Genomic DNA, 26,999 nt, shown 5'->3' on the forward strand with positions numbered 1-26,999 from the left:
GGCGTTGTGATCAGGCAATACGCAGCGTTTCGCGTGTTTTTGCCGGCGTGATAATGACAGGAATGGATTTCGAGGTTGGCGTACCGGTGCCGTCGCCAAAACGCGTCAGCGGAACCAGTGGGTTCGTTTCCGGATAATAGGCCGCCAGGTTGCCGCGCGGGATGTCATAAGCGACAAGACGGAAATCCTCAACGCGGCGCTGCACGCCATCAGTCGACTGGGTTTCAATATCCACCCGGTCGCCATCATTCAGCCCGAGCGCGCGAATATCTTGCGGATGCATAAACAGCACGTCGCGCTGCCCATAAACCCCACGGTAACGGTCATCGAGCCCGTAAATGGTGGTGTTGTACTGGTCATGCGAGCGTAATGTCTGCAGGACAAACGGCGCTTGCGTCTCCGGGCAGACCGACAGCGGCAGGGCGGCGGCGCTGAATTCCGCTTTGCCGGAAGGCGTATTAAAACGCAACTCTGCGGCAGCATTCCCCAGCCAGAAACCACCTGGTTCTTCGCAACGAGCATTAAAGTTCTGAAAGCCGGGAATAGTGGCGGCGATATGATCGCGGATCAGGTTGTAATCACCCGCCAGCGCCAGCCAGTCAACCTTGTCACTGCCCAGCGTGGCATGGGCGATGCCAGCGACAATCGCGGTTTCCGAACGCTGCGTGGCGGCCAGCGGTTTGCCAATGCCTTCAGAGGCATGCACCATGCTGAAAGAGTCTTCCACGGTGACGAACTGACGCCCGCTTGCCTGCATATCTTCTTCGGTTCGGCCAAGCGTCGGCAGGATCAGCGACTGTTTACCCGGCATTAAATGGCTGCGGTTCAGTTTGGTGCTGATGTAGACCGTCAGCCCGCAACGGCGCAGCGCGGCGCAGGTCAGTGGCGTATCCGGCGCGGCGGCGGCCAGATTGCCACCGAGGGCAAGCAGCACTTTCACTTCGTCACGCAGCATTGCCGAAATGGCCTCTACCGTATGGTGCCCGTGCTCGCGCGGCGGCTCGAAACTGAAATGGCGAGCAAGGCTGTCGAGCAGGGCAGCCGGCGGTTTTTCGTCAATCCCCATCGTGCGGTTGCCCTGCACATTGCTGTGCCCGCGCACCGGACACAACCCCGCGCCCGGTTTGCCTAAGTGACCGCCAAGCAGTTGCAGGTTGGTGATTTCCCGTACCGTGTCCAGCGAGTGTTTATGCTGGGTAATACCCATCGCCCAGGTACAAATCACCCGTTTTGCGTTCTGCCAGATGGCGGCTGCGTCGCGCAACTGTTGCTGAGTGAGACCGGACTGTTGCTCAATGGTCTGCCAGTCAGTGGCATCGATTTGCGCAAACCACGCGTCAATGCCGTGGGTGTGCTGCGCAATAAAGGCATCGTCAAAAATGCTCGCTTCACCGTTAGCCAGCCGCTGGCGCTGTGTTTCCAGCAACGCTTTCGCCATTCCGCGCACCGCCGCCATATCACCGCCGAGATTGGGCTGATAGTAAGAGGAACTGATCGCACCCGCCATCGGCGTAACCACTTCCAGCGGTTTTTGCGGATCGGCAAATCGCTCAAGACCGCGTTCGCGCAGGGTGTTAAAGGTGACAATGCGCGCCCCGCGATCGGCGGCGTGCCGCAGGCTGTGCAGCATACGCGGGTGGTTGGTGCCGGGGTTTTGCCCAAAGACAAAAATGGCGTCTGCTTTCTCAAAATCGGCCAGGTGAATGGTGCCTTTACCCACGCCAATGCTGCGTTTCAGCCCCGCGCCGCTCGCTTCGTGGCACATGTTGGAGCAATCCGGGAAGTTATTGGTGCCGACCATGCGGCCAAACAGCTGATAAAGCCAGGACGATTCGTTGCTGGCACGGCCGGAGGTATACAGTTCGAGCTGATTGGGGTTATCCATCGCCTTAATATGCTCGCCAATCATCGCCAGCGCATCGTCCCAGGAAATCGGTTCGTAGTGATCGGTTTGCGGGTTGTAACGCAGTGGTTCGGTCAACCGGCCCTGGTATTCAAGGAAATAGTCACTCTGGCGGTTAAGCGCTGTCACGCTGTGTTGCGCAAAAAAGGTGGCGTCAATCTGGCGACGGGTCGCTTCCCAGGTCACGGCTTTCGCGCCGTTTTCGCAAAAACTGAAGGTGCTTTTATTATCATCACCCCAGGCGCAGCCGGGGCAGTCGAAGCCGCGCGCTTTGTTCATGCGCAACAGGTTGCGCATATTTTTCAGCGCGTTTTTACTGTCAATAACGAAGCGCGTTGTCGCTTCCAGCGAGCCCAGACCACCGGCAGCAGCGTGGTAGGGTTTAATAGCGGTTTTGAATTTCATCTCTTCTTCCGGCTGCGGATTGTTACAGCGTTAGTGTAAGTTGCGTAACAACAACCCTTATTCAACAACCTATTTTTATCACACAATTAACGAGTTGTTCACCTGTTGCGCAAACGGAAGAGAAGATAAGCCAGCCGGGATCAACCCGGCATCGTTTTGCGAATAGCCGCAATCAGCGCGTGAGCGGCAGGTGGCAGGGGGCTATCCACGCGGGTGATGATGCCAATCGGATCGCCAATACCGGGTGGCGTAATGGGCAGCGCGACCAGCGAGCCCAGCCGCAAATCATCTTTTACCGCACCGGAAGGGACAAACCACACGTAGTCATATTCCACGGTGAGCTGGCGTGACAGCGACGCGGAAAGCGTCTCCAGGCAACCAGACGGCAGCGCGCAGTTCTGGCTGGCGAGCAGATCCTCGGTGTTTTGCCGTGGCACGGTGCCTTCCGGCAAGACCACCACTGGCCATTCCAGCACTTTGCTTAGCGTGACGGTGGTTTGCAGCAATGGATGTCGCGGGCGTACCACCAGTTTTAGTGACTCGAGAAACAGCAGCTCATAACTCAAGCCGCTCATCAAATCCGGGTCTGACATGCGACCAATGCCCAGATCCAGTTCACCGGATTTCAGCCCGGCGAGGATCATCGGGTTATTGGCGGTGGCAACCTGAATGGTGATATCCGGCTGCTGCTTGTGCAGCTGGCCAATGACCGCCGGTAAGATCCCCAGCGCGGCGGTCGGCAGCGCGCCGATGCGGATCAGGTCGTTTTTGAGTTCGGTTTTGTGGCTCAGCGACTGCCCGGCAATGTTAACCGCGTCCAGTACGCGAACCGCGTGGGTAAGAAACTGTTCGCCGACCAGCGTGAGTTGCGCGCCCATGCGGCCACGTTCAAACAGGCGCTTACCGGTGAGTTGCTCGAGTTCGTTGAGGGTTTTCGACAGCGCAGGCTGACTTAAGTTAAGGGTTTCAGCCGCGCGCCCCAAAGTTCCTTGTTGAGCGACGGCAACGAATGTATGCAAATGGCGCAGACGAATGCGCTGTGAAAACAGACCGTTTTTTTCCATAAGATGATGTTAAAAACCGTGCAGAACCGCTGGCAAGTTAAGTTGTTTAATTTTGATAACCAGATAGCAAAATATTATTAACATTTAATCTCTTTGAGTTACAAACGGATTCTGCCCGCAATGTGACGTAACCTGCATGTTGATAAGGGTTTTTGGCGGCGCTGTTCCATAATCTTTCGTTATGTTCGTTACCGCGCGGCGCACGCGCGTTTTCTGCCACGATCACACTTTGTAAATTTCCCATCACGCACGTAAAGAGGCTTCTCTACACTCCAGAGAGAACACACTGGAGGGATTACACTATGGCGTACAGCATCACGGCTGATGAGATTCGGGAACAATTTTCACAGGCGATGTCAGCCATGTACCAGCAGGAAGTTCCACAATACGGCACGCTGCTGGAGCTGGTCGCGGATGTGAATCTGGCGGTGCTGGAGAACAACCCGCGTCTGCATGAACAACTGGCCAACGCCGATGAATTAGCGCGGCTCAATGTCGAGCGTCACGGCGCCATCAGGGTAGGGACGGACGAGGAGCTTTCTACTTTGCGGCGCATGTTTGCCATTATGGGGATGTTTCCGGTCAGCTATTACGATCTCTCGCAGGCGGGCGTTCCGGTGCACTCCACCGCCTTTCGCCCGATCGAAGACGCGGCGCTGGCGCGTAACCCGTTTCGTATTTTTACCTCGCTGCTGCGCCTGGAGCTTATCGAGAACGACACGCTGCGTGATAAAGCCGCCGCCATTCTGGCAAAGCGTGACATATTCACCCCGGCATGCCGCCAGCTGATTGAGCTGCATGAACTGAATGGCGGTTTTACCCCGCAGCAAGCTAAAGCCTTTGTTGAGGAAGCGCTGGAAACGTTCCGCTGGCACCGCCATGCCACGGTGGATGCGCAAACCTATCAGGCGCTGCATGATGAGCACCGCCTGATTGCCGATGTGGTCTGTTTCCCTGGCTGCCATATCAATCACTTAACGCCACGCACGCTGGATATTGACCGTGTTCAGGCGCTGATGCCGGAGTACGGCATAGAACCGAAAATCCTCATTGAAGGGCCACCGCGTCGCGAGGTGCCGATTTTGCTGCGCCAGACCAGTTTCAAAGCGCTGGATGAACCGGTGCTGTTTAACGGTGAGCACCAGGGCACGCATACCGCGCGTTTTGGCGAAATCGAACAGCGCGGCGTCGCGTTAACGCAGAAAGGGCGCGCACTCTATGATCAACTGCTGACCAGCGCCGGAACCGGCAAAGATAACCTGACGCACCAGTTGCATTTGCAGGAGGTATTTAAAGCCTTCCCTGACAGCGAAATGTTGCTGCGCAAGCAGGGGCTGGCGTGGTTCCGCTATCGCCTGACGCCAACGGGCGAAGCGCACCGGCAGGCGATTCATCCCGGCGACGATCCCCAGCCGTTGATCGAGCGCGGCTGGGTGGTGGCGCAACCCATTACCTATGAGGATTTTCTGCCGGTCAGCGCGGCGGGGATCTTCCAGTCTAACCTCGGCAACGAAACCCAGGCGCGTAGCCACGGCAACGCCAGCCAGGCGCAGTTTGAGGCCGCGCTGGGTTGCCCGGTGTTCGATGAATTCACACTCTATGCGGAAGCCGAAGCGCGCAGCAAACGGCGTTGCGGTCTGCTGTAAAACAGGTAATCTGCCAGAAATCAGTTATTTCTGGATATTGTTATGGAAAATCCATTAACGCCGCTGGCACACACCCGCCAGGGCAGTGTGCTGGGATGCAGTGAAGATGCCTTTCATGTCTGGCGCGGTATTCCCTTTGCCGCGCCGCCCACTGGTGCGCTGCGCTGGCGCGCGCCACAGCCGCCGCAACCCTGGCAGGGGGTGCGCATCGCCGACACGTTTTCCGCCGCCAGCTGGCAAAACAGTGATTACTGCCAGCAGGTCGGCGGCGGCGATCCGGGGCGTTTCTCCGAAGATTGTCTCTATCTGAATATCTGGTCACCGGCTTCGCGGACAAAACCGCTGCCGGTGATGGTCTGGCTGCACGGCGGCGGGTTTACTATCGGCTCCGGCGGGTTGCCGCCGTATGACGGAAAAGCGCTTGCGGCACGCGGCGTCGTGCTGGTGGCGATCAATTATCGCCTTGGCCATCTTGGCTTTTTCGCCCATCCGGCGCTTGAGCAGGAGAGCGGTGAGCGTGTCTACAACTTTGGCTTGCTTGATCAGATAGCCGCGCTGCGTTGGCTACAGGAGAATATTGCTGCTTTCGGTGGTGATGCGGCAAATGTGACGCTGTTTGGCGAATCGGCGGGTGCGCGTAGCGTGATGGCGCTGATGGCCTCGCCGCTGGCAGAAGGGTTGTTTCACAAAGCCATTATTCAGAGCAGTTATACCTTGCCGGATACGCCGCGCGAAGCGGCGCTGGCAAAAGGTGAAGCGATTGCCGCACATTTTGGCCTGGAAAATGCCAGTGCCGGGCAGCTGCGCGCGCTGCCGGCAGAAGCCTTTTGGCCTCTGGAAGCGCCATTGAAAATTGCGCCTGCGCCCATCGCGGGTGACTGCGTGTTACCGGAACCGATGCTTGATACCTTTTTCGCCGGTCGACAACACCCGATGCCGGTCATTATCGGGTCGAACAGTGATGAAGCCAGCGTGATGGCCGAGTTTGGCGTCGATCTCGCCGGGCAAATCGAAAAGATGCGCCGCGAACAGCGGCTCGGACTGGGGCTTATCCGCCTGCTTTATCCGGGGGTGAAAGGGGATGCGGAACTTGGTCGCCAGGTGTGCCGCGATATGGCCTTTACCACGCTTGGCCTGGTGGTGATGCAGGCGCAGCAGCGTGTCGGGCAACCCTGCTGGCGTTACTGGTTTGATTATGTTGCCGAAGCGGCACACGACACCTATATCAACGGCGCGTGGCACGGTAATGAAGTGCCGTATGTATTCGACAATCTTATGCTTTCGGAGCCGTCCTGCCATTATGTCAACCCGCGCGATCTCGCCTTTGCCGCGCATATTGCCGATTACTGGGTCCGTTTTGCCGCCCAGGCCAGTCGCCGTACAGAAGCGTTACCCGGCCCGGTCAACTGGCTGGCCTGCGTGCGCGGCCGCGATCGGTTGTTACGCATGGGATTGAATAAACATGCAGGATTTCGCCTGGTTAACCGCTTTATGCGTGCCCGTCTGAGCTTCTTTCGCCGGGTTATGCGCCACCATGTGAAGCTTGATTAGCACTCAGTAACCCCTCTCTGAACGCCGCCAGCCCGGCGGCTTTATTCTCCGTTTCCCGCAGCACCAGGCGGTAACTGGCACCGGTTTTGACACTCTGCGAAAACGGGCGCAGCAAGCGTCCAGCCTCGATATCTTCCGCTACCAGCGTTTCATCGGCGATGGCCATCCCCAGTCCCTGAATGGCGGCGGTAATGGCTAAATCCATGGTGTCGAAGTGTTGATTTTTACTCATGACGGGCTGAAAAGCGCTTTGTCTTGCCAGCCACAGCGACCAGTCGGTTTTGTCCCGCGTCGGATGTAATAACGTGGCGGTTTCCAGCGCATTGCGCTGCGCCAGCGCGTGGCTAATCACCGGCGTTAACGCCTCCTCAAACAGCAGATCCCCGGCGCTTAATTGGGTGCCAAACACAATCGCCGCGTCATAAGGTTCTGTTTTGAAATTAATGGTGTGATCGGTGGTGGTCGTCAATGCCACCTGTAATTCCGGGTAGCGTTGTTCCAGATTCACCAGCCGCGGCACCAGCCAGCGAATCGCACAGGTCGGCGCTTTCAGGCGCACCACCGTTTGTTGCGAGCGCGCCTGAAAGGCGACCGCTACCAGTTGTTCATACGCGCCGCGCAGTTCCGGTAACAGGGCGCTGCCCTGCGGCGACAGGTGTAAACCGCGCGCGTGGCGCTCAAACAGCGGAAAGCCGAACCAGTTTTCCAGCGCGGCGATTTTGCGGCTAACCGCGCCCTGTGTCAGGCACAACTCTTTTGCTGCGTGCGTCAAATTAAGATGGCGGGCGGTGACCAGAAAAGCGTCGATGGCATTGAGCGGCAAAGATCGGGGCGACATGACAACTCCAGCTATGCAATTTATTCATGGCTATTATGACAACAATTCGGTTGTCGGCTCAACAGGGTTTGGTTTGAATGGTTATGCACTTTTTATGTGAAAGGATCAGGCATGACTCTGCGTACCCCGGTGAAAACTCGCTCCAAATTACCCGATGTCGGCACCACCATTTTTACCGTTATCGGCCAGCTTTCCGCCGAACATAATGCGATAAACCTTTCTCAGGGCGCGCCCAACTTTCCTTGCGATCCGCAGCTGATTGCCGGGGTGACGCGCGCCATGCAGGCCAATCATAACCAGTACGCATCAATGACCGGTCTGCGCCCGTTAAAAGAGCGGATTGCGCAGAAAATCAGCGAGCTGTACCGCACGGATTACGACGTAGACAGTGAAATTCTTATCACCGCCAGCGCCAGCGAAGGGTTGTACTCGACTATCAGCGGGCTGGTGCATCCGGGTGATGAAGTGATTTACTTTGAACCCTCGTTCGACAGCTACGCGCCCATTGTCCGTTTGCAGGGGGCAACGCCTGTAGCCATCAAACTGACGGTGCCGGATTTCGCGGTGAACTGGAACGAAGTGCGCGCGGCAATCACACCGCGCACGCGCATGATTATCGTGAACACGCCGCACAACCCCAGCGGGCAGGTGTTTTCCCGCGCCGATCTTGAGCAACTGGCGGCGATCACCCGGCACACCGATATTGTGATCCTCTCCGATGAAGTTTACGAACATGTGGTATTCGACGGCGAGCCGCATCACGGCATGGCAACCCATCCGCAACTGGCGGAGCGCAGCGTGATTATCTCGTCGTTTGGCAAGACCTATCATGTGACGGGCTGGCGCGTGGGATACTGCGTTGCGCCTGCGGAACTGATGGATGAGCTCTGCAAAGTACACCAGTTTTTGATGTTTTCCGCCGATACCCCCATGCAGCATGCCTTTGCCGATCATATGCGTGACCCGCAGGGTTGGCTGTCGCTGGCGGCGTTTTACCAGCGTAAGCGCGACCTGCTGCAAACCTTGCTCGCTGAGTCGCCGTTTCGTTTACTACCCAGCGCCGGATCGTTTTTCCTGCTGGCGGATTACAGCCACTTCAGCGATGAAAGCGACAGCGAGATGGTAAAAAGGCTGATTATCGACTGCGGGGTCGCCACCATTCCGTTGTCGGCGTTTTATACCGATGGTACAGATAACAAGTTGATCCGCCTCTCTTTTGCGAAAGATGAGGCAACATTAAGAGCAGGCGCGCAGGCCCTGTGTCGTGTTAAGCCACGCTAAGGAGCGTTAATGATGAAATTCAAAGCACTCTGTCTGGGCATGGGTTTGCTCTGCTCATTCTCCTCGTTTGCCGAAAACGCGCTGCGTTACGGCGTGGAAGCGGAATATCCCCCGTTTGAAAGCCGCAACGCGTCAGGTGAACTGGAAGGTTTTGATATCGAACTGGGGAACGCTGTCTGCAAAGCGGCGCAACTGAAATGTAGCTGGGTGGAAACCTCGTTTGACGCCTTGATCCCAGGGCTGACTGCCAAGAAATTCGATGCCATCAACTCGGCGATGAACATTACCGAACAGCGGCGTAAAAGCATCGATTTCACCCAGCCGATTTATCGCATTCCATCACAACTGGTCGGCAAAAGTGGCGACGGCATGGAAGCGACCGCCGAGGGGCTGAAAGGCAAAACCATTGGCGTGTTGCAGGGATCAATTCAGGAAACCTACGCCAAAGAGCACTGGGAAAAGCACGGTGTCACGGTGGTGTCGTATAAAGATCAGAATATGGCGTGGGGAGATTTGCTGAACGGTCGCATTGACGCCTCACTGGTGATGTCGGCGGCGGGACAGGCAGGTTTCCTCAGCAAGCCGCAGGGGAAAGGGTTTGGCTTTATTGGCAAACCGGTATCGGACGATACGATCCTCGGCAGTGGTATCGGTTTCGGGCTGCGTAAAGGTGATGAGGCCACCAAAAAGCAACTTGATGCCGCCATCGATAAAATCCGCGCTGATGGCACCATCAAAAAACTGGCGGAGAAGTACTTCCCCGGCATTGATGTTAGTGTCAGCGCACAATAAAGCATGACCACTCTGGCGCCTGCCGTTGATGTCCGGCAGGCGCTTTTTTATTTCCGCCGCAAACGCCCACCGTTATACAGATCTTTACGCCGCTTTCGGGCTGCTCTTATCGACAGAAAATATTTCATGTTTCGTTCATATATTCGGCAGCCAACAATTGGATTCTCAATGAATTTTGTCTAGAGTGATGCGTTCATTAATGAACGCTTTTGCCGCTGTTTCGCGCCATCGCGAAATGCCATTTGACGACCAGAAGGACGTGTTACCAGGCATGAACCGCAGACGATTTATTCAAGCATCCATGGCCCTTGCCGCAACTTACGGCACCACCGGTGTTGCATCGCTCTTTTCCCGCGCGGCGTTCGCGGCGGAAACGGACATCGCCGATGGACAGAGCCGCCGTTTTGATTTTTCCGTGCTGCAGTCCATGGCGCACGATCTGGCGCAACAGCAGTGGGGCGGCGCGCCTAAAGCGCTTCCCAATACGCTGGCGAACCTAACGCCGCAGGCTTACAACAGCATTCAGTACGATGCGCAGCACTCGCTGTGGAACAACGTTGATGGCCGCCTGCTGGACGTGCAGTTTTTCCACGTCGGCATGGGATTTCGCCGCCGCGTTCGCATGTTCTCCCTCGACCAGGAGACGCACCAGGCGCGTGAAATTCACTTCCGCCCGGAGCTGTTTAACTACCACGACGCGGGCGTCGATACCAAACAGCTGGAAGGGCAAAGCGATCTTGGTTTCGCCGGTTTCCGCGCGTTTAAAGCGCCTGAACTGGCGCGCCGCGATATCGTCTCGTTCCTTGGCGCAAGCTATTTCCGCGCGGTAGACAGCACCTTCCAGTACGGTCTTTCCGCACGCGGCGTGGCGATTGATACCTTTACCGATACGCCGGAAGAGTTCCCGGATTTCACCGCCTTCTGGTTTGAGACGGCAAAACCCGCCGACACCACCTTTACCGTTTATGCGTTGCTCGACAGCCCGAGTATTACCGGGGCGTATAAGTTCGTGATCCACTGCGAAGAGAGCCAGGTGATCATGGATGTCGATAACCGCCTGTATGCGCGCAAAGACATTAAGCAACTGGGTATCGCGCCGATGACCAGTATGTTCAGCTGCGGTAATAACGAGCGCCGCGTCTGCGATACCATTCATCCGCAAATCCACGACTCCGATCGTCTGGCGATGTGGCGCGGGAACGGGGAGTGGATCTGCCGCCCGCTGAACAACCCGCAAAAATTGCAGTTCAACGCTTATCAGGATGAAAACCCGAAAGGGTTCGGCCTGCTGCAACTCGATCGTGATTTCTCCCACTACCAGGATGTGATGGGCTGGTACAACAAACGCCCGAGTCTGTGGGTGGAGCCGCGTAACAAGTGGGGCAAAGGGGCGGTCAGCCTGATGGAGATCCCGACCACCGGCGAAACGCTGGATAACATTGTCTGCTTCTGGCAGCCGGAAAAACCGGTCAAAGCGGGCGATGATTTTGCCTTCCAGTACCGCTTGTACTGGAGTGCGATGCCGCCGGTGCGTTCTCCGCTGGCCCGCGTTTACGCCACCCGTACCGGCATGGGCGGTTTCCCGGAAGGCTGGGCGCCGGGCGAACACTATCCGGATAAATGGGCGCGTCGTTTCGCCATTGATTTTGTTGGCGGTGACCTGAAAGCGGCCGCGCCGAAAGGCATTGAGCCGGTCATCACGCTTTCAAACGGGGAAGCGAAACAGGTTGAGATCCTCTATGTCGAACCGTTTGACGGTTATCGCATTCTGTTCGACTGGTATCCGACCAATGATTCCACCGATCCGGTAGACATGCGTCTGTTCCTGCGCTGCCAGGGCGACGCCATCAGCGAAACCTGGCTTTATCAATACTTCCCGCCCGCGCCGGACAAACGTAACTACGTTGATGACCGCGTCATGCGCTAAACCCGCTTCGCCCCCGTCAGGGGGCGAATGCTTTATGGAGCCGCAATGGACGATACCGTTATACCGGTGAATGACCATCTGACGCTGCATGCCGCCGACGAGCGGTTTGTGCACGATCTGCACCAGTTAATTGTCAAAAACCGCGACTGGCTACAGCAGTTTCTCAACTGGCCGCAGTCGGTCACGTCCGTTGATGACACCCGTAAAACCGTGCAGAGCAATATACTTTTACACCAGCGCGGCTACGCCAAGATGTTCATGATTGTGCGCGACGATGTGCTGGTGGGCGTGCTGGCGTTTAACGCGATTGAGCCGTTAAACAAAACGGCTTATATCGGCTACTGGCTGGATGAGGAGTGCCAGCGGCAGGGGATATTGTCTCAGGCCATGCAGGCAATGATCGATTTTTATGCCCGCCGCGGCGATATCCGCCGCTTTGTCATCAAATGCCGGGTGGCGAATCATGCCAGCAATCAGGTTGCCGGGCGCAACGGCTTTACGCTCGAAGGCTGCCTTAAACAGGCAGAATTTCTCAACGGCAGCTACGACGATCAGAATATCTGGGCGAAGATCGTCGATAAGGCCTGATCGCGCTAACTGGTGGCCTGCGACACCGCTTTGCGCAGGCCGTTTACCGCCGGTGAGTTCATCGGTGTGACCAGCGCGTAGTTGTAGTGATCATCACTCCAGTACTGGGCCATCACATCTTCGGCCTCGCGTTCCCCGTGAGGAAGTTTGACCGGGCTTAACGGGCGGATATACCAGCCGACCCGGGTTCCGTTCCTGTCCTGATACATAATCAGCGCCGCCGGGCCTTGCGCGGTGGCGATAAGCCGCGCACCGGATAAGGTGAAACCATACTGTTCGAGATTCGGCGGCTGGTTACCGTTAATAAAATACCGGGCGACCCAGCGGGTGAGTTCGGTTTGCTGGCTTGCCACCACATCCATTGGCGTGACGGCGGCGTTATCAAAGAGTTTATAAGCCTGAACCGCGTCCTCCATCGGCTGATGAGTCATTAACATCTGCGACTCTTTCAGCTCCCAGCCCGTATAACCGCCCACGCTTAACGCCAGTACCAGCGCGAACGCGGTGGCCAGTTTCCACTGTCGCTGCTGGCGTACCTGGCGGCGTAAATAGTGTGGCTCCGGTTTTTCCAGGGCGATAGTTTGGTGGCTCATGGCCTGGCGGAGTTGCTGCGCGTCACGCCGCCAGCCTGCAACCTGCGCGGCGGCGTCGGGGTTTTCTGCCAGATAGCGCTCGATACGCGCTGAGGTCGCCTCATCGGTTTCGCCATCCATCCAGGCATGCAGATCGTGTTCATCCGGTGGCAACGTCATTTCAGTCTCCTCAGCGGCAGCGGCGCTGCCGTACCGTCTAATTTCTCATGTAGCAATTTACGTGCGCGCGACAGGCGCGACATCACGGTGCCGGTCGGGATATCGAGCGTTTGGGCGACTTCTTTATAACTCAGCCCTTCAATGCTCACCAGCAACAGAATGGCACGATAATCGGTCGGCAGCGTGGCGAACACCGCCAGCGTATCATCCGCCATGACCAGTGACTCGGTTGACGCGCCGGTGGTCTCCTCGCCAGTGAAAAAGGCGAGGATTTTCATATACCGCCGCTTACGCCGCTCGCCGTCAATAAATTGACGGTAAAGAATGGCGAACAGCCAGGCGCGCAGGCTCCGTTCGCCATCACTATTTGGGCTACGCGTCAGCGCTTTCATCAGGCAGCTTTGCACCAAATCTTCCGCGCTGTGCGGGTTGCGGGTTAGCCACAGCGCAAAGCGTTGCAAATGTGGCATCACCTGACGAATCTCATCATCAGTCAGTTGCATAGCTTGCCTTCATCGCTTGCGGGTTCCCGACATACTTTCAAAAACGCCATCGCGGAGCACGAGGGCATGAAACAGTGCGGCGGCCAGATGCAGCATCACCGTTGCGAACAGCGCCAGCGCCACCAGGGAATGCAGTGGCCGCAGTAGTGCGTAAGTATCATTATTCACCGGCAGGACAGGTGGCAACACCCAACCGCTGACAGTCACCGGATAGCCCGCTGCCGAGAGCATTCCCCAGCCAATCAGCGGTTGCGCAAGCATCATGGCATAGAGCGCCCAGTGTGAAAGATGCGCCATGGCGCGTTGCCAGCCCGCAAGCGTCGCCGGTAACGCCGGCGTGGCAGTATAAAACCGCAGCCACAGACGAACCAGCACCAGCACAAAAATCATCAAACCCAGTGGTTTGTGGATCGACACCAACAAACTGTGCAGGGATGAGACGGTGGAAACCATCACGACGCCAATAAACAGCATCGCGATGATCGCCGCCGCCATTAACCAGTGCAGCACGCGCAGTGCCGGGTGGAAATAGGCAACCTGTTTCATAAATGAGCTCCAGCCTGGGCGGATTGTTCACGGGTGCGCGCATTGTAAGATTTAGCATAAGCCGCAGAACGCGCATTGAGTAACGGATCGTCGGAGGCGGCAATGCCATCCGGCAGGATCAGCGGATCGTAATTGATGTCATTGCATGGCCCGTTTTGCTGTTCGGTTGCCCGGGTGAGAACCAGCGTTCCGGCGTTGATGGTTTGCCGGTCGGCCGGCCAGACTTTCGCCGCATTGCTGCCATCATCCCCCGGCTGGGCGACGGTGATCAGCAGATCCCATTTCAGTGGCCCCTGTGCCAGACGCTGTTTGAGATCCGTTTGCAGGAAATTTTTATCACGCTTTTCGTCGGCGCTGATGGGCTGATAATCGGTGTGTGGCACCATGCTCCAGCGCACCAGATGCGCGACATCTGCTTTATCCATAAACCGGAATGCGTTCAGGCTGTTAAACCGATCGCTGGCCCAGCTCGACGAAGGCACATTCTGTTTTGCCCATGCCAGAAACGGCGCGACCTCCGGGTTCTTTTGCACGAAGGCTTTGAATTTCCCGGCATCCGGTTTGCCGGTTGCCGCATCGGGCAGCGAGGCAACCTGTAATTCATAGAATTGCTCAACGGTGGAGACCGGGAAGAAGGGCATTGCGTTCATGCCGGTGCGCCACTGTTCACCGTTTGCTAACTGAAACGCCAGCGCCAGGCTACGTACAGGCACAGCATAATCCGGCGCGGCGGGATTTCCTCCGGCAATGGCAAAACGCCCGGTTACTGGCGTTTCTCCGACAGCAAATACCGAGGCGCGCGATAGCGTGCTGGCATTACCGTTAGAGATAAAACTGCCCGTAACGCAGAGCCCTTTGGCGTGATTTCGCCGATAGCCCGGATGCGCGCCGCCCGCTTGTTGTAAGACATTAACCAGTTTATCTGCGCTCAGGCGCGCAGGAGTTAACCTGCCTCCGCCCCACAGGAACAGTGCAATCAACACCAGCGGAACAAATGCGATTGCCGCAAGGCGTGCAAGGATCTGGCCGGTCGTAAAAGGAGTGTTTGTCATAGTCGCTCACCTGCTAATCATGAGCGGATAAGACGAAGCAACGGCGGGTTTATTCCACACGAAAGAAAAAATTTTTTGTGAAAAAAACCTGCAACAGAGTGTTCGTTGCAGGCCCGGTGTAATCAGGGATTTCTCGTCGCAAAGCGCGTGGCAAAGGTGCCGTCTTTGCCGCCAGCCGGGTGACGGCCGCTACGATTTACAAAAACTGCGCAAAGGTTGTTGAAGCGAAAACCCCACAGCCTGGCAGGAGGAAAGTGAACAGATCAGGGGGTTCGTTTTCTCCGCCGGGTGTTTCATAAACCACCTGCAACAATATGAAAAGTCGCGGATAAACGACGTCGGCTTTGATAACAGACAAGCAACTTATAAAGAGCCAACCAGCGGCGTGCGGGTAATGTGCTGCGTGTCGTTAATCACTTTCGGCCCGCGTAACAGAATGCTTTCGCCTTCCTGCGCCTCGACGACCGCATCGCCGTAAATTTCAATCTGATGCTCGATCAGCACATTACCGTGAATGCGCGCATTGCCCTGAATCACCACTTTTTCATCCAGCTGCAATGGCCCGCCGCGTAGCCAGGCGCGACCGCCTACCAGCACGTGGTGTTTTAAAATACAGTTGCCTTCAACGACGGCGTTTTCGGCTACCTGCGAGCTGTAGCGAATGGTCGGGATCTCATCGTCAAGCGTCCCGGCGACCACGCGTGCGGCGCCATACACTTTGGCGCAGTCGCACACCCAGACATCATTGAGCTCATTGCCTTCGAGCAGGGCGAAATCAAAGACTTCGGCGCGGTGTTCAATAAAGGCGTAATTGACGATGGCATCGCCATAAATTTGCGCCTGATGCACCACGCGCGAATGGCTGACGGTGGCGCGATCGTAAATCTGCAAAATTTGTTCGTTATCCAGCGTTAAACCTTTCGCGGCAATGATGTCGCAGCCGCTGAGAATGCGCGCATCGCCGCGTAAATGACATCCACCGCGCACCGTAGAGGCCTGAATGGTGACGTTGTCACTTAATTTCGCGCCGTGGCTTATCTCACTGCCGTCAACCCAGGCGTTGTCCGCAATCACGACATCGTGGCAAATGACGCACGGCTGGGTGATCCGCGCATTGCCACGCACTGCGCTGCCAAGAAAAACCATGCTGTTTTCATCGTAAATCCAGCAGTTTCCTTGCTGATCGAGCACGTTTTCATTATCGACCCAGCCACCGGCGCTGCCCGCCACAACATCGTTGAAATCACGCAGGGCAATAATCTGGCGCAGGGCGACGGATCGCTTCTCGCCGCCAATCTGGTAATGCATTGTCCGTTGCTCATCACTGAGCCGATACTTATTCATGCTACATTTCCCCCATCTGCCTGAGTTAAACGTAGCAAATTTTACGCCGCTGGCTATCCGCCAGCGAAACCAATAAAATGCACAAAAAATGCAACTTATAAATTCGCGACGTATTGAGGAACAGCATGACCACCCGCACTGATAACTACTTTACTGAAAAATACAGCATGACCCCGACCCATTCGGAAGTGCTTAACGCCATGAATTATGTCCAGCCGGGGAAAGCGCTGGATCTCGGCTGCGGTAATGGCCGCAACAGTCTGTTTCTCGCCAACCGGGGTTTTGATGTCACCGCGTGGGATAAAAACCCGAACAGTCTGGGCAATTTACAAAATATTCGTGAAACAGAAGGGCTGGAAAACTTACATATTGAGGCGGTTGATCTCAACCATCTCAGTTTTGATGGTGAGTACGATTTTATTCTCTCGACCGTAGTGCTGATGTTTCTGGAAGCGAAAACCATCCCGGGGCTGATTGCCAATATGCAGCGCTGCACCAAACCCGGCGGCTATAACCTGATTGTCGCGGCAATGGACACGGCAGATTTCCCGTGCACGGTCGGCTTCCCGTTTGCCTTTAAAGAGGGGGAGTTACGCGATTACTACGCCGGTTGGGAACTGCTGAAATACAACGAAGAGGTGGGTGAACTTCACCGCACCGATGCCAACGGTAACCGCATCAAATTACGTTTCGCCACGATGCTGGCACGCAAATCCGCGTAACTTATCCTGCTGCGGCAGTAAAAGCGCCGGAAGCTGGCCTCCGGTTTTTACTGCCAGCCCTCAATATTTCTCTTTCAATCTCTACTGCGCCATTTCCCTCTATTCGCCGGGTAAATGCCTCCTGCAAACGGTTGAAGGATGACGGGGATAAATTGCCATCACATGGGTAGCAAATGCCGGATTACAAGGCCATCCGGCAGGTTAGATCGGACTATCATTACGGGGTGAACACCGTTCCGACGCCATCCCCGGTCTGTTTTAACGCGCCGCCAGCTGGCAAAGTTGTAGCGCAACGTTATAAGAGGCTTCGAAAGCGCGTAGCGGCAGGAACTCAAAACGCGAGTGGAAGTTATGCGCGCCGGTGAAGAAATTTGGCGTCAGCAAACCTTTAGCAGAAAGCGCCGCACCGTCGGTGCCGCCGCGCATCGGCGTCGGTTTTGGCGTGATACCCAGTGATTCCATGGCTGTGAACAGTAAATCAATCGCCCGGCGATCTTCGCCAATCGCGTTGCTGATATTGCTGTAGGTATCGCTGATGCTGTACTCCACTTTCGCGGTGGGATACTGAGCCGCAATTTTTGCCGCAACATCGGCGATTTGCTGTTTGCGTTTAGCAAAACTCTCGCTGTCGAAATCACGAATGTTGGCGTTCAGCGTGGCGTAGCTCTGCACGGCATTGATACCGTTAAACCAGATATAACCTTCGCGTCCTTCCGTGTGCTCCGGCGTTTGTTGACGATCGAAGTGGCTGATGTAATCCATCGCCATTAACAGCGGGTTCACCAGCACGCCTTTCGCCGACATCGGGTGCGCGGTCACCCCGGTAAACTGAATTTGCGCGCTGGCGGCGTTAAAGTTCTCGTAAACGATTTCGCCCAGTTCGCAGCAGTCGATTGTCCAGGCAAAATCAACATCAAAACGCGCTAAATCCAGCGCCTTCGCGCCACGCAGGCCCACTTCTTCATCGGGTACAAAGGCCACCACGATATCGCCGTGACGCTGTTCTGGCGTCAGGTTTTCCAGCAGCGTCATCACCACGGTAACCGCGGCTTTGTTATCCGCACCGAGTACGCTGGTGCCGTCACTGAAGATTATCTCCTCATTCGGATAAGCGAGGATCTCCGGGTGCTCATCAACGCGCAGCCAGATATCCTGCGCGCGGTTCAGGCAGAGATCTTGCCCCTCAAAGCGCAGGATCTGTGGATGAATATGCGGGGATAAACCGACGTCCACGGTGTCGATATGGGTGATAAAACCAATGCGCGGCGCACCGGGAACATTGCCTTTTTTGACGGCGGTGACGGTCGCGTGATCGTCAATAATGATCTCTTCAAGACCCAGTGTTTTCAACTCATTAGCCAGTTCACGCGCCATATCAAACTGCCCGACGGTGGTGGGTAAAGTGGTGGCCGCCGGATCGCTTTGGCTGGTGATGCTGAGATAGCGAAAGAAGCGATGCGTTAATTGACTGGAGAGCGACGACGTCATAGTGATTCCTTCTTTATTCGAATTATCAGGTGTTTGCAAATTCACTTTAATGTTATTTATGAGAGGGCAAACAACAAGCCTTTACAATAAAACAACAGGAAAAACTATGATTAGCAAACCGACAACACTTGCTCTGGCGTTGGCCGCGATGATAGTGAGTTCTTCTGTGGCGGCGAAAACGCTGGTCTATTGCTCGGAAGGCTCGCCGGAAAATTTCAACCCACAACTCTATACCTCGGGCACCAGCGTGGATGCCAGCGCGGTGCCGGTCTACAACCGGCTGGTGGATTTCAAAGTGGGCACCACGCAACTGCAACCCAGCCTCGCGGAAAGCTGGGATGTCAGTGAAGACGGCAAGATTTACACCTTCCATCTGCGCAAGGGGGTGAAATTCCAGAGCAATAAATACTTCACGCCAACGCGCGACTTCAATGCCGATGATGTGATCTTCTCGTTTATGCGGCAAAAAGACGCCAGTAATCCCTATCACAATGTCTCTAACGGCACTTACTCGAACTTTGAAAGCCTGGAGTTCGGTTCGCTGATCACCGCGATTGATAAACTCGACGACCATACGGTGCGCTTTACGCTGGCGCACCCGGAAGCGCCGTTTGTCGCCGATCTTGGCTGGTATTTTGCGTCGATCCTCTCAGCGGAATACGCCGATGTGATGTTAAAGGCAGGAACCCCGGAACGTGTCGATATTGATCCGATTGGCACCGGCCCGTTCCGCCTGGCGCAGTACCAGAAAGATTCGCGCATTCTGTTTACCGCGTTCGACGGCTACTGGCAGGGCAAAGCCAAAATTGATCGTCTGGTCTTCAGCATCACGCCGGATGCGTCCGTGCGGGTGGCAAAACTGGAGAAGAACGAGTGCCAGGTCATGCCATTCCCCAATCCGGCCGATTTACCGCGCCTGAAAGAGAATAAAGACATCACGCTGATGAGCAAAGCCGGGTTAAACACCGGGTTCCTGTCGTTCAATACGCAAAAAGCGCCGCTGGATAATGTCAAAGTGCGCCAGGCGCTGGCGATGGCGATCAACAAACCGGCGATCATTCAGGCCGTGTTCCAGGGTACGGGCACCGCAGCGAAAAACCTGCTGCCGCCGGGCGTCTGGAGCGCGGATAGCGAACTGAAGGATTACGACTACGATCCGGAAAAAGCCAAAGCGCTGCTGAAAGAGGCCGGATTTGCGCCGGGAACAACCATCGATTTATGGGCCATGCCGGTGCAACGCCCCTATAACCCGAACGCCAAACGGATGGCCGAGATGATCCAGGCCGACTGGGCGAAAGTGGGCGTGCAGACCAGAATCGTCACTTATGAGTGGGGCGAATACCTGAAACGGGTGAAGGGCGGCGAACACCAGGCAGCCTTGATGGGCTGGACTACCGCTACCGGCGATCCGGATAACTTCTTTGGCCCGCTGTTTACCTGTACTTCTGCCAATGGCGGCTCTAACTCGGCGAAATGGTGTTACGCGCCATTTGACAAAATTATCGCCGAAGCGAAAGCCACAACCGACCATGAAAAACGTGTCGCGCTGTATAAAGAGGCGCAGCAGATGATGCATGATCAAATGCCAGCGGTGATGATTGCCCACTCAACGATTTTCGAACCGGTACGCAAAGAAGTGCAGGGCTACGAAATCGACCCGTTTGGCAAACATATTTTCTGGCAAGTAGATCTGAAGAAATAGCCATCAATGGGCGAGCGAACCCTGTACGTTAGCGGTTTGCTCGCCCATTTCCCTGCGCGTTAACCTTGAAGGCATCGGCGTTGTCAACGCTGCCGTTTTTCCCCCCACAAAACGCCGCTGCGTTTGCTATACCTTAAGAGCAATTCCGCACTCACAGGGACATCCTCATGCGTACTCATGCATTGGTTAGCGTTGCCGTCTTTTCCGGCCTGCTGGCGTTATCAGGCTGCGCGTCAAAAGTGACGCAACCGGAAAAATACTCCGGGTTTCTAAAAGATTATTCAGGGCTGCAGGAAACCACTTCCGCCACCGGTAAACCGGTACTTCGCTGGGTGGCGCCGGGTTTTGATCCGGCGAAATACGACAGTATTGTCTACCACCCGGTGGTCTATTATCCGGTGGCGAAACCTACCAGCCAGGTAAATCAACAGGTGCTGGATGGCGTTCTCAACTACACCAACAGCAAATTGAAAGCCGCCGCCGCCGCGCGTAAACCGCTGGTGACATCGCCAGGCCAGCACAGCCTGATTTTCCGCGGGGCGATAACCGGCGTGGACGCCAGCAAACAGGGGTTGCAGTTCTATGAAGTGGTGCCGGTGGCCATGGTCGTGGCGGGAACGCAGATGGCAACCGGTCATCGCACGATGAACACGCATCTCTATTTTGAAGGCGAGCTAATTGACGCGCAGACCAATGCGCCGGTGCTGAAAGTGGTGCGTCAGGGGCAAGGGAAAGATGTGAATAACGAAAATGCGCCGGTCACTGTCGACTCTCTGAAACAAGTCATTGACGATATGGCGACCGACGCGACGATGTTTGATATCAGCAAGCGTTAGCTTTTCGCCGTGTTCCGCGCCCGCCCAACCACGTTTCCGGGCGGGCAAACATCACCAGATTGCCGGTAAGGATCAGCAGTAACCCGGCAACGCCATTGAAATGCCAGATATAGCCCTCGAAAAACGTCGAAACCGTCAGCGCAACCAGCGGAAACAGCAGGGTGCTGTAAGCCGCTTTGCTGGGGCCAATGCGCCCGACCAGCGTAAAATACGCGCCAAAGCCAATCACCGATCCGAACAGCGCCAGGTAGACCAGCGCGCCCAGGTAACTGGCCGTCCATTGCGGGGTGAAATCGTCACCGCGCAGCAGGCCAATCGCTCCCATAATCAACGTGCCGTAAAGCATCGCCCAACTGTTGGTGGTAATGGTTTCCAGCCCTTTGCGCTGATGGCGGAGGCTTATCATATTGCCAAACGAGAAACCCAGCGTGCCCAGCGCCGACAGGCCAATCCCCATCAGTAACGTTATGCTCCAGCCGCTGGTGACCAGATCCTCCCAGAACAACGTGACAATCCCCGTCAGGCCGAGGAGCGCCGCGACAAAAAAGCGCGCCGGTGGCTTTTGACCAAAAAAGAGATAACTGTTTACCGCGTTAAATAAGACCGCCATCGAGAAGATCACCGACTCCAGCCCGGTGCTGATCCACGCCGCAGCGGTATAGAAGCACCAGAAGTTAAAACCAAACACGCAGCAGCCCTGGAGCAGGCAAAACAGATGATCGCGCAGCGGCAGGGCGCGCAACTTACGCTGCGCCAGCAGTACCAGCATCATTGCCACTGTGGCCAGTGCAAAGCGCCAGAAGATCGACACCGGCGCGGCGACCGGCCCTTGTTGTAGAAAAATCGCAATCCAGGTTGTCCCCCAGATAACCACCACCAAACCGTACAGCAATGCGTTCATATTGAGTTCCAGTGCGTAAAACGAATGCTGAGTGTGGCAAAACCGCAACGCAGCCGATTGCACCGGTTTGCGCCGGACTTGCATATTCTTGCGCTTTTCTTTACACAACGCTGGTATCCGTCGCCAGCTATTCATAGACTGGGGTTCTGGTGAATTTATGATAATTTCCGTGAATGTCTGAACACTACGAAGCCTTTGAAAACTTGAGTAAACACAACGCCGTATTGCACAACTCGGTGGCGCTACACTCTGGCATTCAACTGGCGGCCTGGTCGAACAAACGCGACAACATTACCCAATATTGCAATCACCATACCCTGAGTTTGTACGTTGCCGACGGCTATGAGAGCTATCACAAAACCGCCTACGGCTGGAAAAATGGCGGCGGGCCGGATCGCTTTTGCCTGATGCCGAAAGAGAGCGAATCGGTGTGGGATATCCGCGATACGTTGTCCTTTGTCCACCTTTACTGCACCGACGAGCATCTGCGTGAAGTGGGTGAGCAGGTGTGGGATCGCAGCCCGGCATCGTTCACGCTGGATGAGAAAACATTCTCCCAGGATGCGCGTATCACCGCGCTTTATCGCCAGTTTTTGCTCGGTTGCGACTGGCAGCAAAACGCCAACCAGTTAACGCTGAGTACCGCATCGACGCTGTTACTGACGCACCTGGTGCAGCACTACAGCAACGTGCAGTGGCAACTGCCGACCGTAACGGGCGGCTTAGCGCCCGTGGTGCTTCGCACGGTGCTGGAGTATATCGATGCGCATCTGGCAGAACCGCTGCTGCTGGCGGATCTGGCCGCGCAGGCCGCGCTGAGTGAATACCATTTTGCCCGCATGTTCCGCCAGTCAATGGGCGTGGCGCCGCACCAGTTCGTGATGCAACGGCGCATGGCGCGGGCGAAAGATCTGCTGCTTCATAGCGATCAGCCGCTGACCACCATTGCGCTGGCCTGCGGTTTTAACTCGGCCAGCCACTTCAGTAACCGCTTCAAAGCGGCGAAAGGCATTACGCCCTCGCAGTTACGCGCGTCGCGCTAAGCGTAATGCGCTGTAGCAAATCCCGCCGATCGCTAAGCCCCAGAATGCAGACCCAATCCCCAGCAGCGTGACGCCGCTTGCGGTAACCAGAAAGGTGACCATCGCGGCATCGCGATCGCGTTCGGTGATCAGCGCCTGGTGCAGGCTGCCGCTCATCGTGCCCAGCAGTGCCAGCCCTGCCAGCGTCTGGATCCAGCTTAATGGCAAGGCGGTGAGCAGCGAGGTTATCGAGCCGCCAAACAGACCGGCTAGCAGGTAAAACACCCCGGCTGCCGCCGCGGCCAGCCAGCGTTTTTCCGCCTGCGGGTGAGCATCCGGGCTCTGGCAAATCGCCGCCGTGATGGCGGCAATACAGATGGAATAGACACCAAACGGCGAGAACAGCAGTGCCAGCGCGCCGGTAAAAATAATCAACGGTGAAACCGGCACGTGGTATCCCGCCGCCTGCATAGTGGCAAAACCGGGCGCATTCTGTGAGGCCATCGTTACCAGAAAGAAGGGTATACCGATGCTCACCAGCGAGGACCAGTGGAATTCCGGCGCGATATAAGTCGGGGCAACGACCGCGATAGTGATTTTTTGCGTGACAACGTCACCGCTTAGCCACGCCACCAGCCCCCCGACCAGAAGTGTGGCGACAATGGCATAGCGCGGTGCCAGCGATTTGCAGATAAGCCAGGCCAGCAGCATGCTGCCACACAAGACGAAATGCCCCTGAATATTGCTAAACGCCTGCAAACCGAAGCGCAGCAAAATGCCCGCCAGCATGGCCGCGGCCAGCGTGTGGGGAATGATTTTCATCAGCCTGGCGAACAGCCCGGTAATGCCACACAGGACAATTAATGCATTGGCAAAGATAAATACGCCCACTACTTCATTCAGTGAAACCCCTTGTAAGCTGGTCGCCAGCAGCGCGGCGCCTGGTGTTGACCAGGCCGTAAGCACCGGCATGCGATACCAAAGACTTAACACCAGCGTGCTGATGCCCATACCCAGACCGAGCGCGGTCATCCAGCCGGCGATTTGCGTGGCAGTTGCGCCCGCCGCCGAGGCCGCTTGCCAGATAATGGCGGCGGAGCTGGCATAACCGACCAGCACAGCGACAAAGCCAGCCAGCAGGCTGGAAAAAGGCAGGGCAGACGCGCGAGAAAAGGCGGCATGTGACATGAAATAATCCTTGTGCGTTATAGCATCCGCATAAAGTATCACTGGCCGTTATAGCGCACAAGCTGGCAGTGCAATAAGGTATTTAGCGTGGTTATAGTTTCGCTCTCTAAAAAAGAAACGCTGCGCTATACTGCCCCGGATTTTTCTTCCCGGAGGCGTAATGAACATCGCAGACTACCTGGCAAGCACCTTAAAACTTCTCCGTCAGGGCCGTGGCTGGAGCCTTTCCAGGCTGGCAGAAGAGACGGGCGTTTCCAAAGCGATGCTCGGGCAAATTGAGCGTAATGAATCAAGCCCGACGGTGGCCACGCTCTGGAAAATCGCCACCGGCCTGAACGTGCCGTTTTCTACCTTTATTGCGCCGCCGGAGAGCGATACCCCGCACGCCTACGATCCTGAACAGCAGGCGATGGTAATCACGCCCATTTTCCCGTGGGATGAAAAGCTGCACTTTGATCTTTTTTCAATTGCGCTGGCGCCAGGGGCGATAAGTGAATCGACGCCGCACGAAAGCGGGGTGATTGAGCATGTGATTGTCATCAATGGCGCGCTGGATTTATGTCTCGACGGGCAGTGGAAAACATTTACCAGCGGAATGGGTGTGCGCTTTGCGGGCGATGAGGCCCATGCCTATCGCAACAGTTCCGCACACACCGTGCATTTCCACTCGTTGATTCATTATCCAAAAGAAAAAGCCGCAAGCACGCCAGCGGCTAAAAACGACGACGATAAATAACATGACAACGTTGACCCGCGATACTTCGGGCTGCAGGAAAGTTCAGCCTCACCTGCAACCGGCAGTACGGTGGATAAAACGTGACGAGGAATGTCCGAGCCACCACTCTATCGCCGCATGAAACGCAGCGGAAATAGCAATTTCGACATTGCATTGCCGACAGACGCAAATTCCCCCTGCGGCAGGTGGTGAAACGCCCCGGTTGTGACTACAATAGCCGCCATTTTGTACATAATGGATAACGACGATTGTATGCGCCTGCACCCCCATCATCTTGAACTGTTAAGCCCGGCCCGCGACACCGCCATCGCCCGTGAAGCGATCCTTCATGGCGCTGACGCGGTCTACATTGGCGGCCCTGGCTTTGGCGCGCGCCACAACGCCGGTAACAGCCTGCGCGATATCGCCGAACTGGTGCCGTTCGCGCATCGCTACGGCGCGAAAGTGTTTATCACCCTGAACACGATCCTTCATGATGACGAGCTGGAACCGGCGCAGAGCCTGATCCATGACCTGTACCAGGCCGGTGTCGATGCGCTGATCGTGCAGGATATGGGCGTACTTGAGCTGGATATCCCGCCGATTGAGCTGCACGCCAGTACACAGTGCGACATTCGCAGCGTGGAAAAAGCCAAATTCCTCTCTGATGTTGGTTTTAGCCAGATTGTGCTGGCGCGTGAGCTGAACCTGGAGCAGATCCGCGCCATTCATAACGCGACCGACGCCACCATTGAGTTCTTTATCCACGGCGCGCTGTGCGTGGCGTACTCCGGGCAGTGCAATATCTCCCATGCGCAGACCGGGCGCAGCGCCAACCGCGGCGACTGCTCTCAGGCGTGCCGCTTGCCCTATACGCTGAAAGACGATCAGGGCCGCGTGGTGGCTTATGAAAAACACCTGTTGTCGATGAAAGATAACGATCAGACTGCCAACCTGGCGGCGCTGATCGATGCCGGTGTGCGCTCTTTCAAAATTGAAGGGCGCTACAAAGATATGAGCTACGTGAAGAACATCACCGCACATTACCGCCAGATGCTGGACGCCATTATCGAAGATCGCGGCGACCTGGCGCGTGCGTCCGCCGGACGTACCGAACATTTCTTTATTCCCTCGACGGACAAAACCTTCCATCGCGGCAGCACCGATTATTTTGTCAATGCGCGCAAAATTGATATCGGCGCGTTTGATTCACCGAAATTTATTGGCCTGCCGGTCGGTGAAGTGCTGAAAGTGGCGAAAGATCATCTCGATGTTGAAGTGACCGAACCTCTGGCCAACGGAGATGGCCTGAACGTGCTGGTGAAGCGTGAAGTGGTGGGTTTTCGTGTCAACGTCGCCGAGAAAACGGGCGAGAACCGCTACCGCGTATTCCCGAACGAAATGCCGGACGCGCTGCGAACGCTGCGCCCGCACCACGCGCTGAACCGTAACCTTGACCATAACTGGCAGCAGGCATTACTGAAAACCTCCAGCGAGCGTCGCATCGGCGTGGATATTGAGCTGGGCGGCTGGCAGGAGCAACTGGTGCTGACGCTGACCAGCGAAGATGGCGTCAGCGTGACGCACACGCTGGACGGGCAGTTTGACGAAGCCAATAATGCGCAAAAAGCGCTGGAAAGCCTGAAAGACGGGCTGGCGAAACTGGGGCAAACCCGGTATTACGCACAGGCGATCACCGTGAATCTGCCGGGTGCGCTGTTTGTGCCCAACAGCCTACTCAACCAGCTGCGTCGCGAAACGGTAGAGATGCTGGAAGAGGCCCGGCTGGCGAATTACCAGCGCGGCAGCCGCAAACCGGTGGCGACACCCGCGCCGATCTACCCGGAAACACATTTGTCGTTCCTGGCAAACGTCTATAACCATAAAGCGCGTGAATTTTATCACCGCTACGGTGTGCAGCTGATTGACGCCGCCTTCGAAGCGCATGAAGAGAAGGGCGATGTGCCGGTGATGATCACCAAACACTGTTTGCGCTTCGCCTTCAACCTGTGCCCGAAACAGGCGAAAGGCAACATCAAAAGCTGGCGCGCAACGCCGATGCAACTGGTGCATGGCGACGAAGTGTTGACGCTTAAGTTTGACTGCCGTCCGTGTGAAATGCATGTGATTGGCAAAATTAAGAACCATATCCTGAAAATGCCCCTGCCGGGCAGCGTAGTGGCGTCGATAAGCGCCGATGACTTAGTAAAAACGTTGCCAAAACGCAAATAAA

23 protein-coding genes are annotated in these 26,999 nt (G+C 56.1%); 12 read left to right on the forward strand and 11 right to left on the reverse strand.

Annotation, left to right across the window (positions count from 1 at the left end; all coding sequences use genetic code 11):
* Positions 1-10: 10 nt before the first annotated feature.
* Entirely contained in the window at positions 11-2,308 is a 2,298-nt protein-coding gene (locus AAIG26_RS02240) for an FdhF/YdeP family oxidoreductase (protein ID WP_160270135.1), read from the reverse strand.
* A gap of 140 nt (positions 2,309-2,448) precedes the next feature.
* Positions 2,449-3,372, reverse strand: coding sequence for a LysR substrate-binding domain-containing protein (locus AAIG26_RS02245; protein ID WP_016495954.1), 924 nt, complete (start codon positions 3,370-3,372; stop codon positions 2,449-2,451).
* Positions 3,373-3,674: 302 nt separating this feature from the next.
* On the opposite strand from AAIG26_RS02245, the gene AAIG26_RS02250 reads away from it, so the two are divergent.
* Positions 3,675-5,018, forward strand: a complete 1,344-nt coding sequence (locus AAIG26_RS02250; protein WP_343179518.1) for a VOC family protein — start codon at positions 3,675-3,677, stop codon at positions 5,016-5,018.
* Positions 5,019-5,060: 42 nt separating this feature from the next.
* On the forward strand, positions 5,061-6,569 hold the full coding sequence (locus AAIG26_RS02255; protein WP_343179519.1) for a carboxylesterase/lipase family protein: 1,509 nt from the start codon (positions 5,061-5,063) through the stop codon (positions 6,567-6,569).
* On the opposite strand, the gene AAIG26_RS02260 is transcribed toward AAIG26_RS02255, so the two are convergent.
* Positions 6,541-7,407, reverse strand: a complete 867-nt coding sequence (locus tag AAIG26_RS02260; protein WP_343179520.1) for a LysR family transcriptional regulator — start codon at positions 7,405-7,407, stop codon at positions 6,541-6,543. The two genes, AAIG26_RS02255 and AAIG26_RS02260, sit on opposite strands and share 29 nt — an antisense overlap.
* A 111-nt stretch (positions 7,408-7,518) precedes the next feature.
* On the opposite strand from AAIG26_RS02260, the gene AAIG26_RS02265 reads away from it, so the two are divergent.
* The 4 genes from AAIG26_RS02265 to rimL all read left to right on the forward strand — a co-directional run bounded on the left by AAIG26_RS02265 (position 7,519) and on the right by rimL (position 11,995).
* Positions 7,519-8,688: a pyridoxal phosphate-dependent aminotransferase gene (locus AAIG26_RS02265; protein WP_343179522.1), complete on the forward strand. Its 1,170-nt coding sequence runs from the start codon at positions 7,519-7,521 to the stop codon at positions 8,686-8,688.
* A gap of 12 nt (positions 8,689-8,700) precedes the next feature.
* Positions 8,701-9,480 (forward strand): ABC transporter substrate-binding protein, encoded by a 780-nt coding sequence (locus AAIG26_RS02270; RefSeq protein ID WP_097406822.1) that lies wholly within the window; start codon positions 8,701-8,703, stop codon positions 9,478-9,480.
* 271 nt (positions 9,481-9,751) lie between these two features.
* On the forward strand, positions 9,752-11,407 hold the full coding sequence (locus AAIG26_RS02275) for a glucan biosynthesis protein (RefSeq protein ID WP_044489646.1): 1,656 nt from the start codon (positions 9,752-9,754) through the stop codon (positions 11,405-11,407).
* A gap of 45 nt (positions 11,408-11,452) precedes the next feature.
* Positions 11,453-11,995 carry a 50S ribosomal protein L7/L12-serine acetyltransferase gene (gene rimL / locus AAIG26_RS02280; RefSeq protein ID WP_045508174.1) on the forward strand — a complete coding sequence of 181 codons (543 nt, stop codon included), beginning with the start codon at positions 11,453-11,455 and terminating at the stop codon, positions 11,993-11,995.
* Positions 11,996-12,000: 5 nt separating this feature from the next.
* Here rimL and AAIG26_RS02285 read toward each other — a convergent pair whose 3' ends face one another.
* From AAIG26_RS02285 to ydcK, 5 genes are all read right to left on the reverse strand, one after another.
* Entirely contained in the window at positions 12,001-12,747 is a 747-nt protein-coding gene (locus tag AAIG26_RS02285) for an anti-sigma factor (protein WP_343179523.1), read from the reverse strand.
* Positions 12,744-13,250 (reverse strand): RNA polymerase sigma factor, encoded by a 507-nt coding sequence (locus tag AAIG26_RS02290; RefSeq protein ID WP_269231044.1) that lies wholly within the window; start codon positions 13,248-13,250, stop codon positions 12,744-12,746. Before AAIG26_RS02290 ends, AAIG26_RS02285 begins: the two co-directional genes overlap by 4 nt.
* 9 nt (positions 13,251-13,259) lie before the next feature.
* A complete protein-coding gene (locus AAIG26_RS02295; protein ID WP_343179524.1) occupies positions 13,260-13,796 on the reverse strand; it encodes a cytochrome b in 537 nt (178 codons plus the stop codon).
* Positions 13,793-14,848, reverse strand: a complete 1,056-nt coding sequence (locus AAIG26_RS02300) for a catalase family peroxidase (RefSeq protein WP_343179525.1) — start codon at positions 14,846-14,848, stop codon at positions 13,793-13,795. Before AAIG26_RS02300 ends, AAIG26_RS02295 begins: the two co-directional genes overlap by 4 nt.
* Positions 14,849-15,211: 363 nt before the next feature.
* Positions 15,212-16,192, reverse strand: coding sequence for a YdcK family protein (ydcK, locus tag AAIG26_RS02305; protein WP_343179526.1), 981 nt, complete (start codon positions 16,190-16,192; stop codon positions 15,212-15,214).
* A gap of 125 nt (positions 16,193-16,317) precedes the next feature.
* Between ydcK and tehB the strand changes: the two genes are divergently transcribed.
* Positions 16,318-16,914 (forward strand): tellurite resistance methyltransferase TehB, encoded by a 597-nt coding sequence (gene tehB / locus AAIG26_RS02310; RefSeq protein ID WP_343179527.1) that lies wholly within the window; start codon positions 16,318-16,320, stop codon positions 16,912-16,914.
* A gap of 258 nt (positions 16,915-17,172) precedes the next feature.
* On the opposite strand, the gene pepT is transcribed toward tehB, so the two are convergent.
* Positions 17,173-18,402 (reverse strand): peptidase T, encoded by a 1,230-nt coding sequence (gene pepT / locus AAIG26_RS02315; protein WP_343179528.1) that lies wholly within the window; start codon positions 18,400-18,402, stop codon positions 17,173-17,175.
* 106 nt (positions 18,403-18,508) lie between these two features.
* Between pepT and AAIG26_RS02320 the strand changes: the two genes are divergently transcribed.
* Together AAIG26_RS02320 and AAIG26_RS02325 are read left to right on the forward strand one after the other, a co-directional pair.
* Positions 18,509-20,104 (forward strand): ABC transporter substrate-binding protein, encoded by a 1,596-nt coding sequence (locus tag AAIG26_RS02320; RefSeq protein ID WP_343179529.1) that lies wholly within the window; start codon positions 18,509-18,511, stop codon positions 20,102-20,104.
* Positions 20,105-20,271: 167 nt separating this feature from the next.
* Complete coding sequence (locus AAIG26_RS02325) at positions 20,272-20,940, forward strand: DUF3313 domain-containing protein (RefSeq protein WP_045508198.1); 669 nt, start codon at positions 20,272-20,274, stop codon at positions 20,938-20,940.
* Here AAIG26_RS02325 and AAIG26_RS02330 read toward each other — a convergent pair.
* Positions 20,927-21,841 (reverse strand): DMT family transporter, encoded by a 915-nt coding sequence (locus tag AAIG26_RS02330; protein WP_097406676.1) that lies wholly within the window; start codon positions 21,839-21,841, stop codon positions 20,927-20,929. The two genes, AAIG26_RS02325 and AAIG26_RS02330, sit on opposite strands and share 14 nt — an antisense overlap.
* 173 nt (positions 21,842-22,014) lie before the next feature.
* On the opposite strand from AAIG26_RS02330, the gene AAIG26_RS02335 reads away from it, so the two are divergent.
* Positions 22,015-22,884, forward strand: a complete 870-nt coding sequence (locus AAIG26_RS02335; protein WP_045508204.1) for a response regulator transcription factor — start codon at positions 22,015-22,017, stop codon at positions 22,882-22,884.
* Here AAIG26_RS02335 and AAIG26_RS02340 read toward each other — a convergent pair.
* On the reverse strand, positions 22,867-24,051 hold the full coding sequence (locus AAIG26_RS02340) for a benzoate/H(+) symporter BenE family transporter (RefSeq protein WP_343179530.1): 1,185 nt from the start codon (positions 24,049-24,051) through the stop codon (positions 22,867-22,869). The genes AAIG26_RS02335 and AAIG26_RS02340 overlap by 18 nt on opposite strands.
* Positions 24,052-24,211: 160 nt before the next feature.
* Here AAIG26_RS02340 and AAIG26_RS02345 point away from each other — a divergent pair, with 160 nt between their 5' ends.
* Both AAIG26_RS02345 and AAIG26_RS02350 read left to right on the forward strand, forming a co-directional pair.
* Positions 24,212-24,787 (forward strand): XRE family transcriptional regulator, encoded by a 576-nt coding sequence (locus tag AAIG26_RS02345; protein WP_343179531.1) that lies wholly within the window; start codon positions 24,212-24,214, stop codon positions 24,785-24,787.
* Between the two features lie 252 nt (positions 24,788-25,039).
* Complete coding sequence (locus AAIG26_RS02350) at positions 25,040-26,998, forward strand: U32 family peptidase (RefSeq protein ID WP_097406678.1); 1,959 nt, start codon at positions 25,040-25,042, stop codon at positions 26,996-26,998.
* Position 26,999 lies beyond the last annotated feature (1 nt).

Origin of the sequence: Kosakonia sp. PSU_27 (assembly GCF_039409795.1) — a bacterium.
Taxonomy (GTDB): Bacteria; Pseudomonadota; Gammaproteobacteria; order Enterobacterales; family Enterobacteriaceae; genus Kosakonia.

Coding starts and splice junctions, on each gene's coding strand:
- AAIG26_RS02240 (WP_160270135.1), bottom strand. CDS start 2,308: ATGAAATTCAAAACCGCTATTAAACCCTACCACGCTGCTGCCGGTGGT.
- AAIG26_RS02245 (WP_016495954.1), bottom strand. CDS start 3,372: ATGGAAAAAAACGGTCTGTTTTCACAGCGCATTCGTCTGCGCCATTTG.
- AAIG26_RS02250 (WP_343179518.1), top strand. CDS start 3,675: ATGGCGTACAGCATCACGGCTGATGAGATTCGGGAACAATTTTCACAG.
- AAIG26_RS02255 (WP_343179519.1), top strand. CDS start 5,061: ATGGAAAATCCATTAACGCCGCTGGCACACACCCGCCAGGGCAGTGTG.
- AAIG26_RS02260 (WP_343179520.1), bottom strand. CDS start 7,407: ATGTCGCCCCGATCTTTGCCGCTCAATGCCATCGACGCTTTTCTGGTC.
- AAIG26_RS02265 (WP_343179522.1), top strand. CDS start 7,519: ATGACTCTGCGTACCCCGGTGAAAACTCGCTCCAAATTACCCGATGTC.
- AAIG26_RS02270 (WP_097406822.1), top strand. CDS start 8,701: ATGAAATTCAAAGCACTCTGTCTGGGCATGGGTTTGCTCTGCTCATTC.
- AAIG26_RS02275 (WP_044489646.1), top strand. CDS start 9,752: ATGAACCGCAGACGATTTATTCAAGCATCCATGGCCCTTGCCGCAACT.
- rimL (WP_045508174.1), top strand. CDS start 11,453: ATGGACGATACCGTTATACCGGTGAATGACCATCTGACGCTGCATGCC.
- AAIG26_RS02285 (WP_343179523.1), bottom strand. CDS start 12,747: ATGACGTTGCCACCGGATGAACACGATCTGCATGCCTGGATGGATGGC.
- AAIG26_RS02290 (WP_269231044.1), bottom strand. CDS start 13,250: ATGCAACTGACTGATGATGAGATTCGTCAGGTGATGCCACATTTGCAA.
- AAIG26_RS02295 (WP_343179524.1), bottom strand. CDS start 13,796: ATGAAACAGGTTGCCTATTTCCACCCGGCACTGCGCGTGCTGCACTGG.
- AAIG26_RS02300 (WP_343179525.1), bottom strand. CDS start 14,848: ATGACAAACACTCCTTTTACGACCGGCCAGATCCTTGCACGCCTTGCG.
- ydcK (WP_343179526.1), bottom strand. CDS start 16,192: ATGAATAAGTATCGGCTCAGTGATGAGCAACGGACAATGCATTACCAG.
- tehB (WP_343179527.1), top strand. CDS start 16,318: ATGACCACCCGCACTGATAACTACTTTACTGAAAAATACAGCATGACC.
- pepT (WP_343179528.1), bottom strand. CDS start 18,402: ATGACGTCGTCGCTCTCCAGTCAATTAACGCATCGCTTCTTTCGCTAT.
- AAIG26_RS02320 (WP_343179529.1), top strand. CDS start 18,509: ATGATTAGCAAACCGACAACACTTGCTCTGGCGTTGGCCGCGATGATA.
- AAIG26_RS02325 (WP_045508198.1), top strand. CDS start 20,272: ATGCGTACTCATGCATTGGTTAGCGTTGCCGTCTTTTCCGGCCTGCTG.
- AAIG26_RS02330 (WP_097406676.1), bottom strand. CDS start 21,841: ATGAACGCATTGCTGTACGGTTTGGTGGTGGTTATCTGGGGGACAACC.
- AAIG26_RS02335 (WP_045508204.1), top strand. CDS start 22,015: ATGTCTGAACACTACGAAGCCTTTGAAAACTTGAGTAAACACAACGCC.
- AAIG26_RS02340 (WP_343179530.1), bottom strand. CDS start 24,051: ATGTCACATGCCGCCTTTTCTCGCGCGTCTGCCCTGCCTTTTTCCAGC.
- AAIG26_RS02345 (WP_343179531.1), top strand. CDS start 24,212: ATGAACATCGCAGACTACCTGGCAAGCACCTTAAAACTTCTCCGTCAG.
- AAIG26_RS02350 (WP_097406678.1), top strand. CDS start 25,040: ATGCGCCTGCACCCCCATCATCTTGAACTGTTAAGCCCGGCCCGCGAC.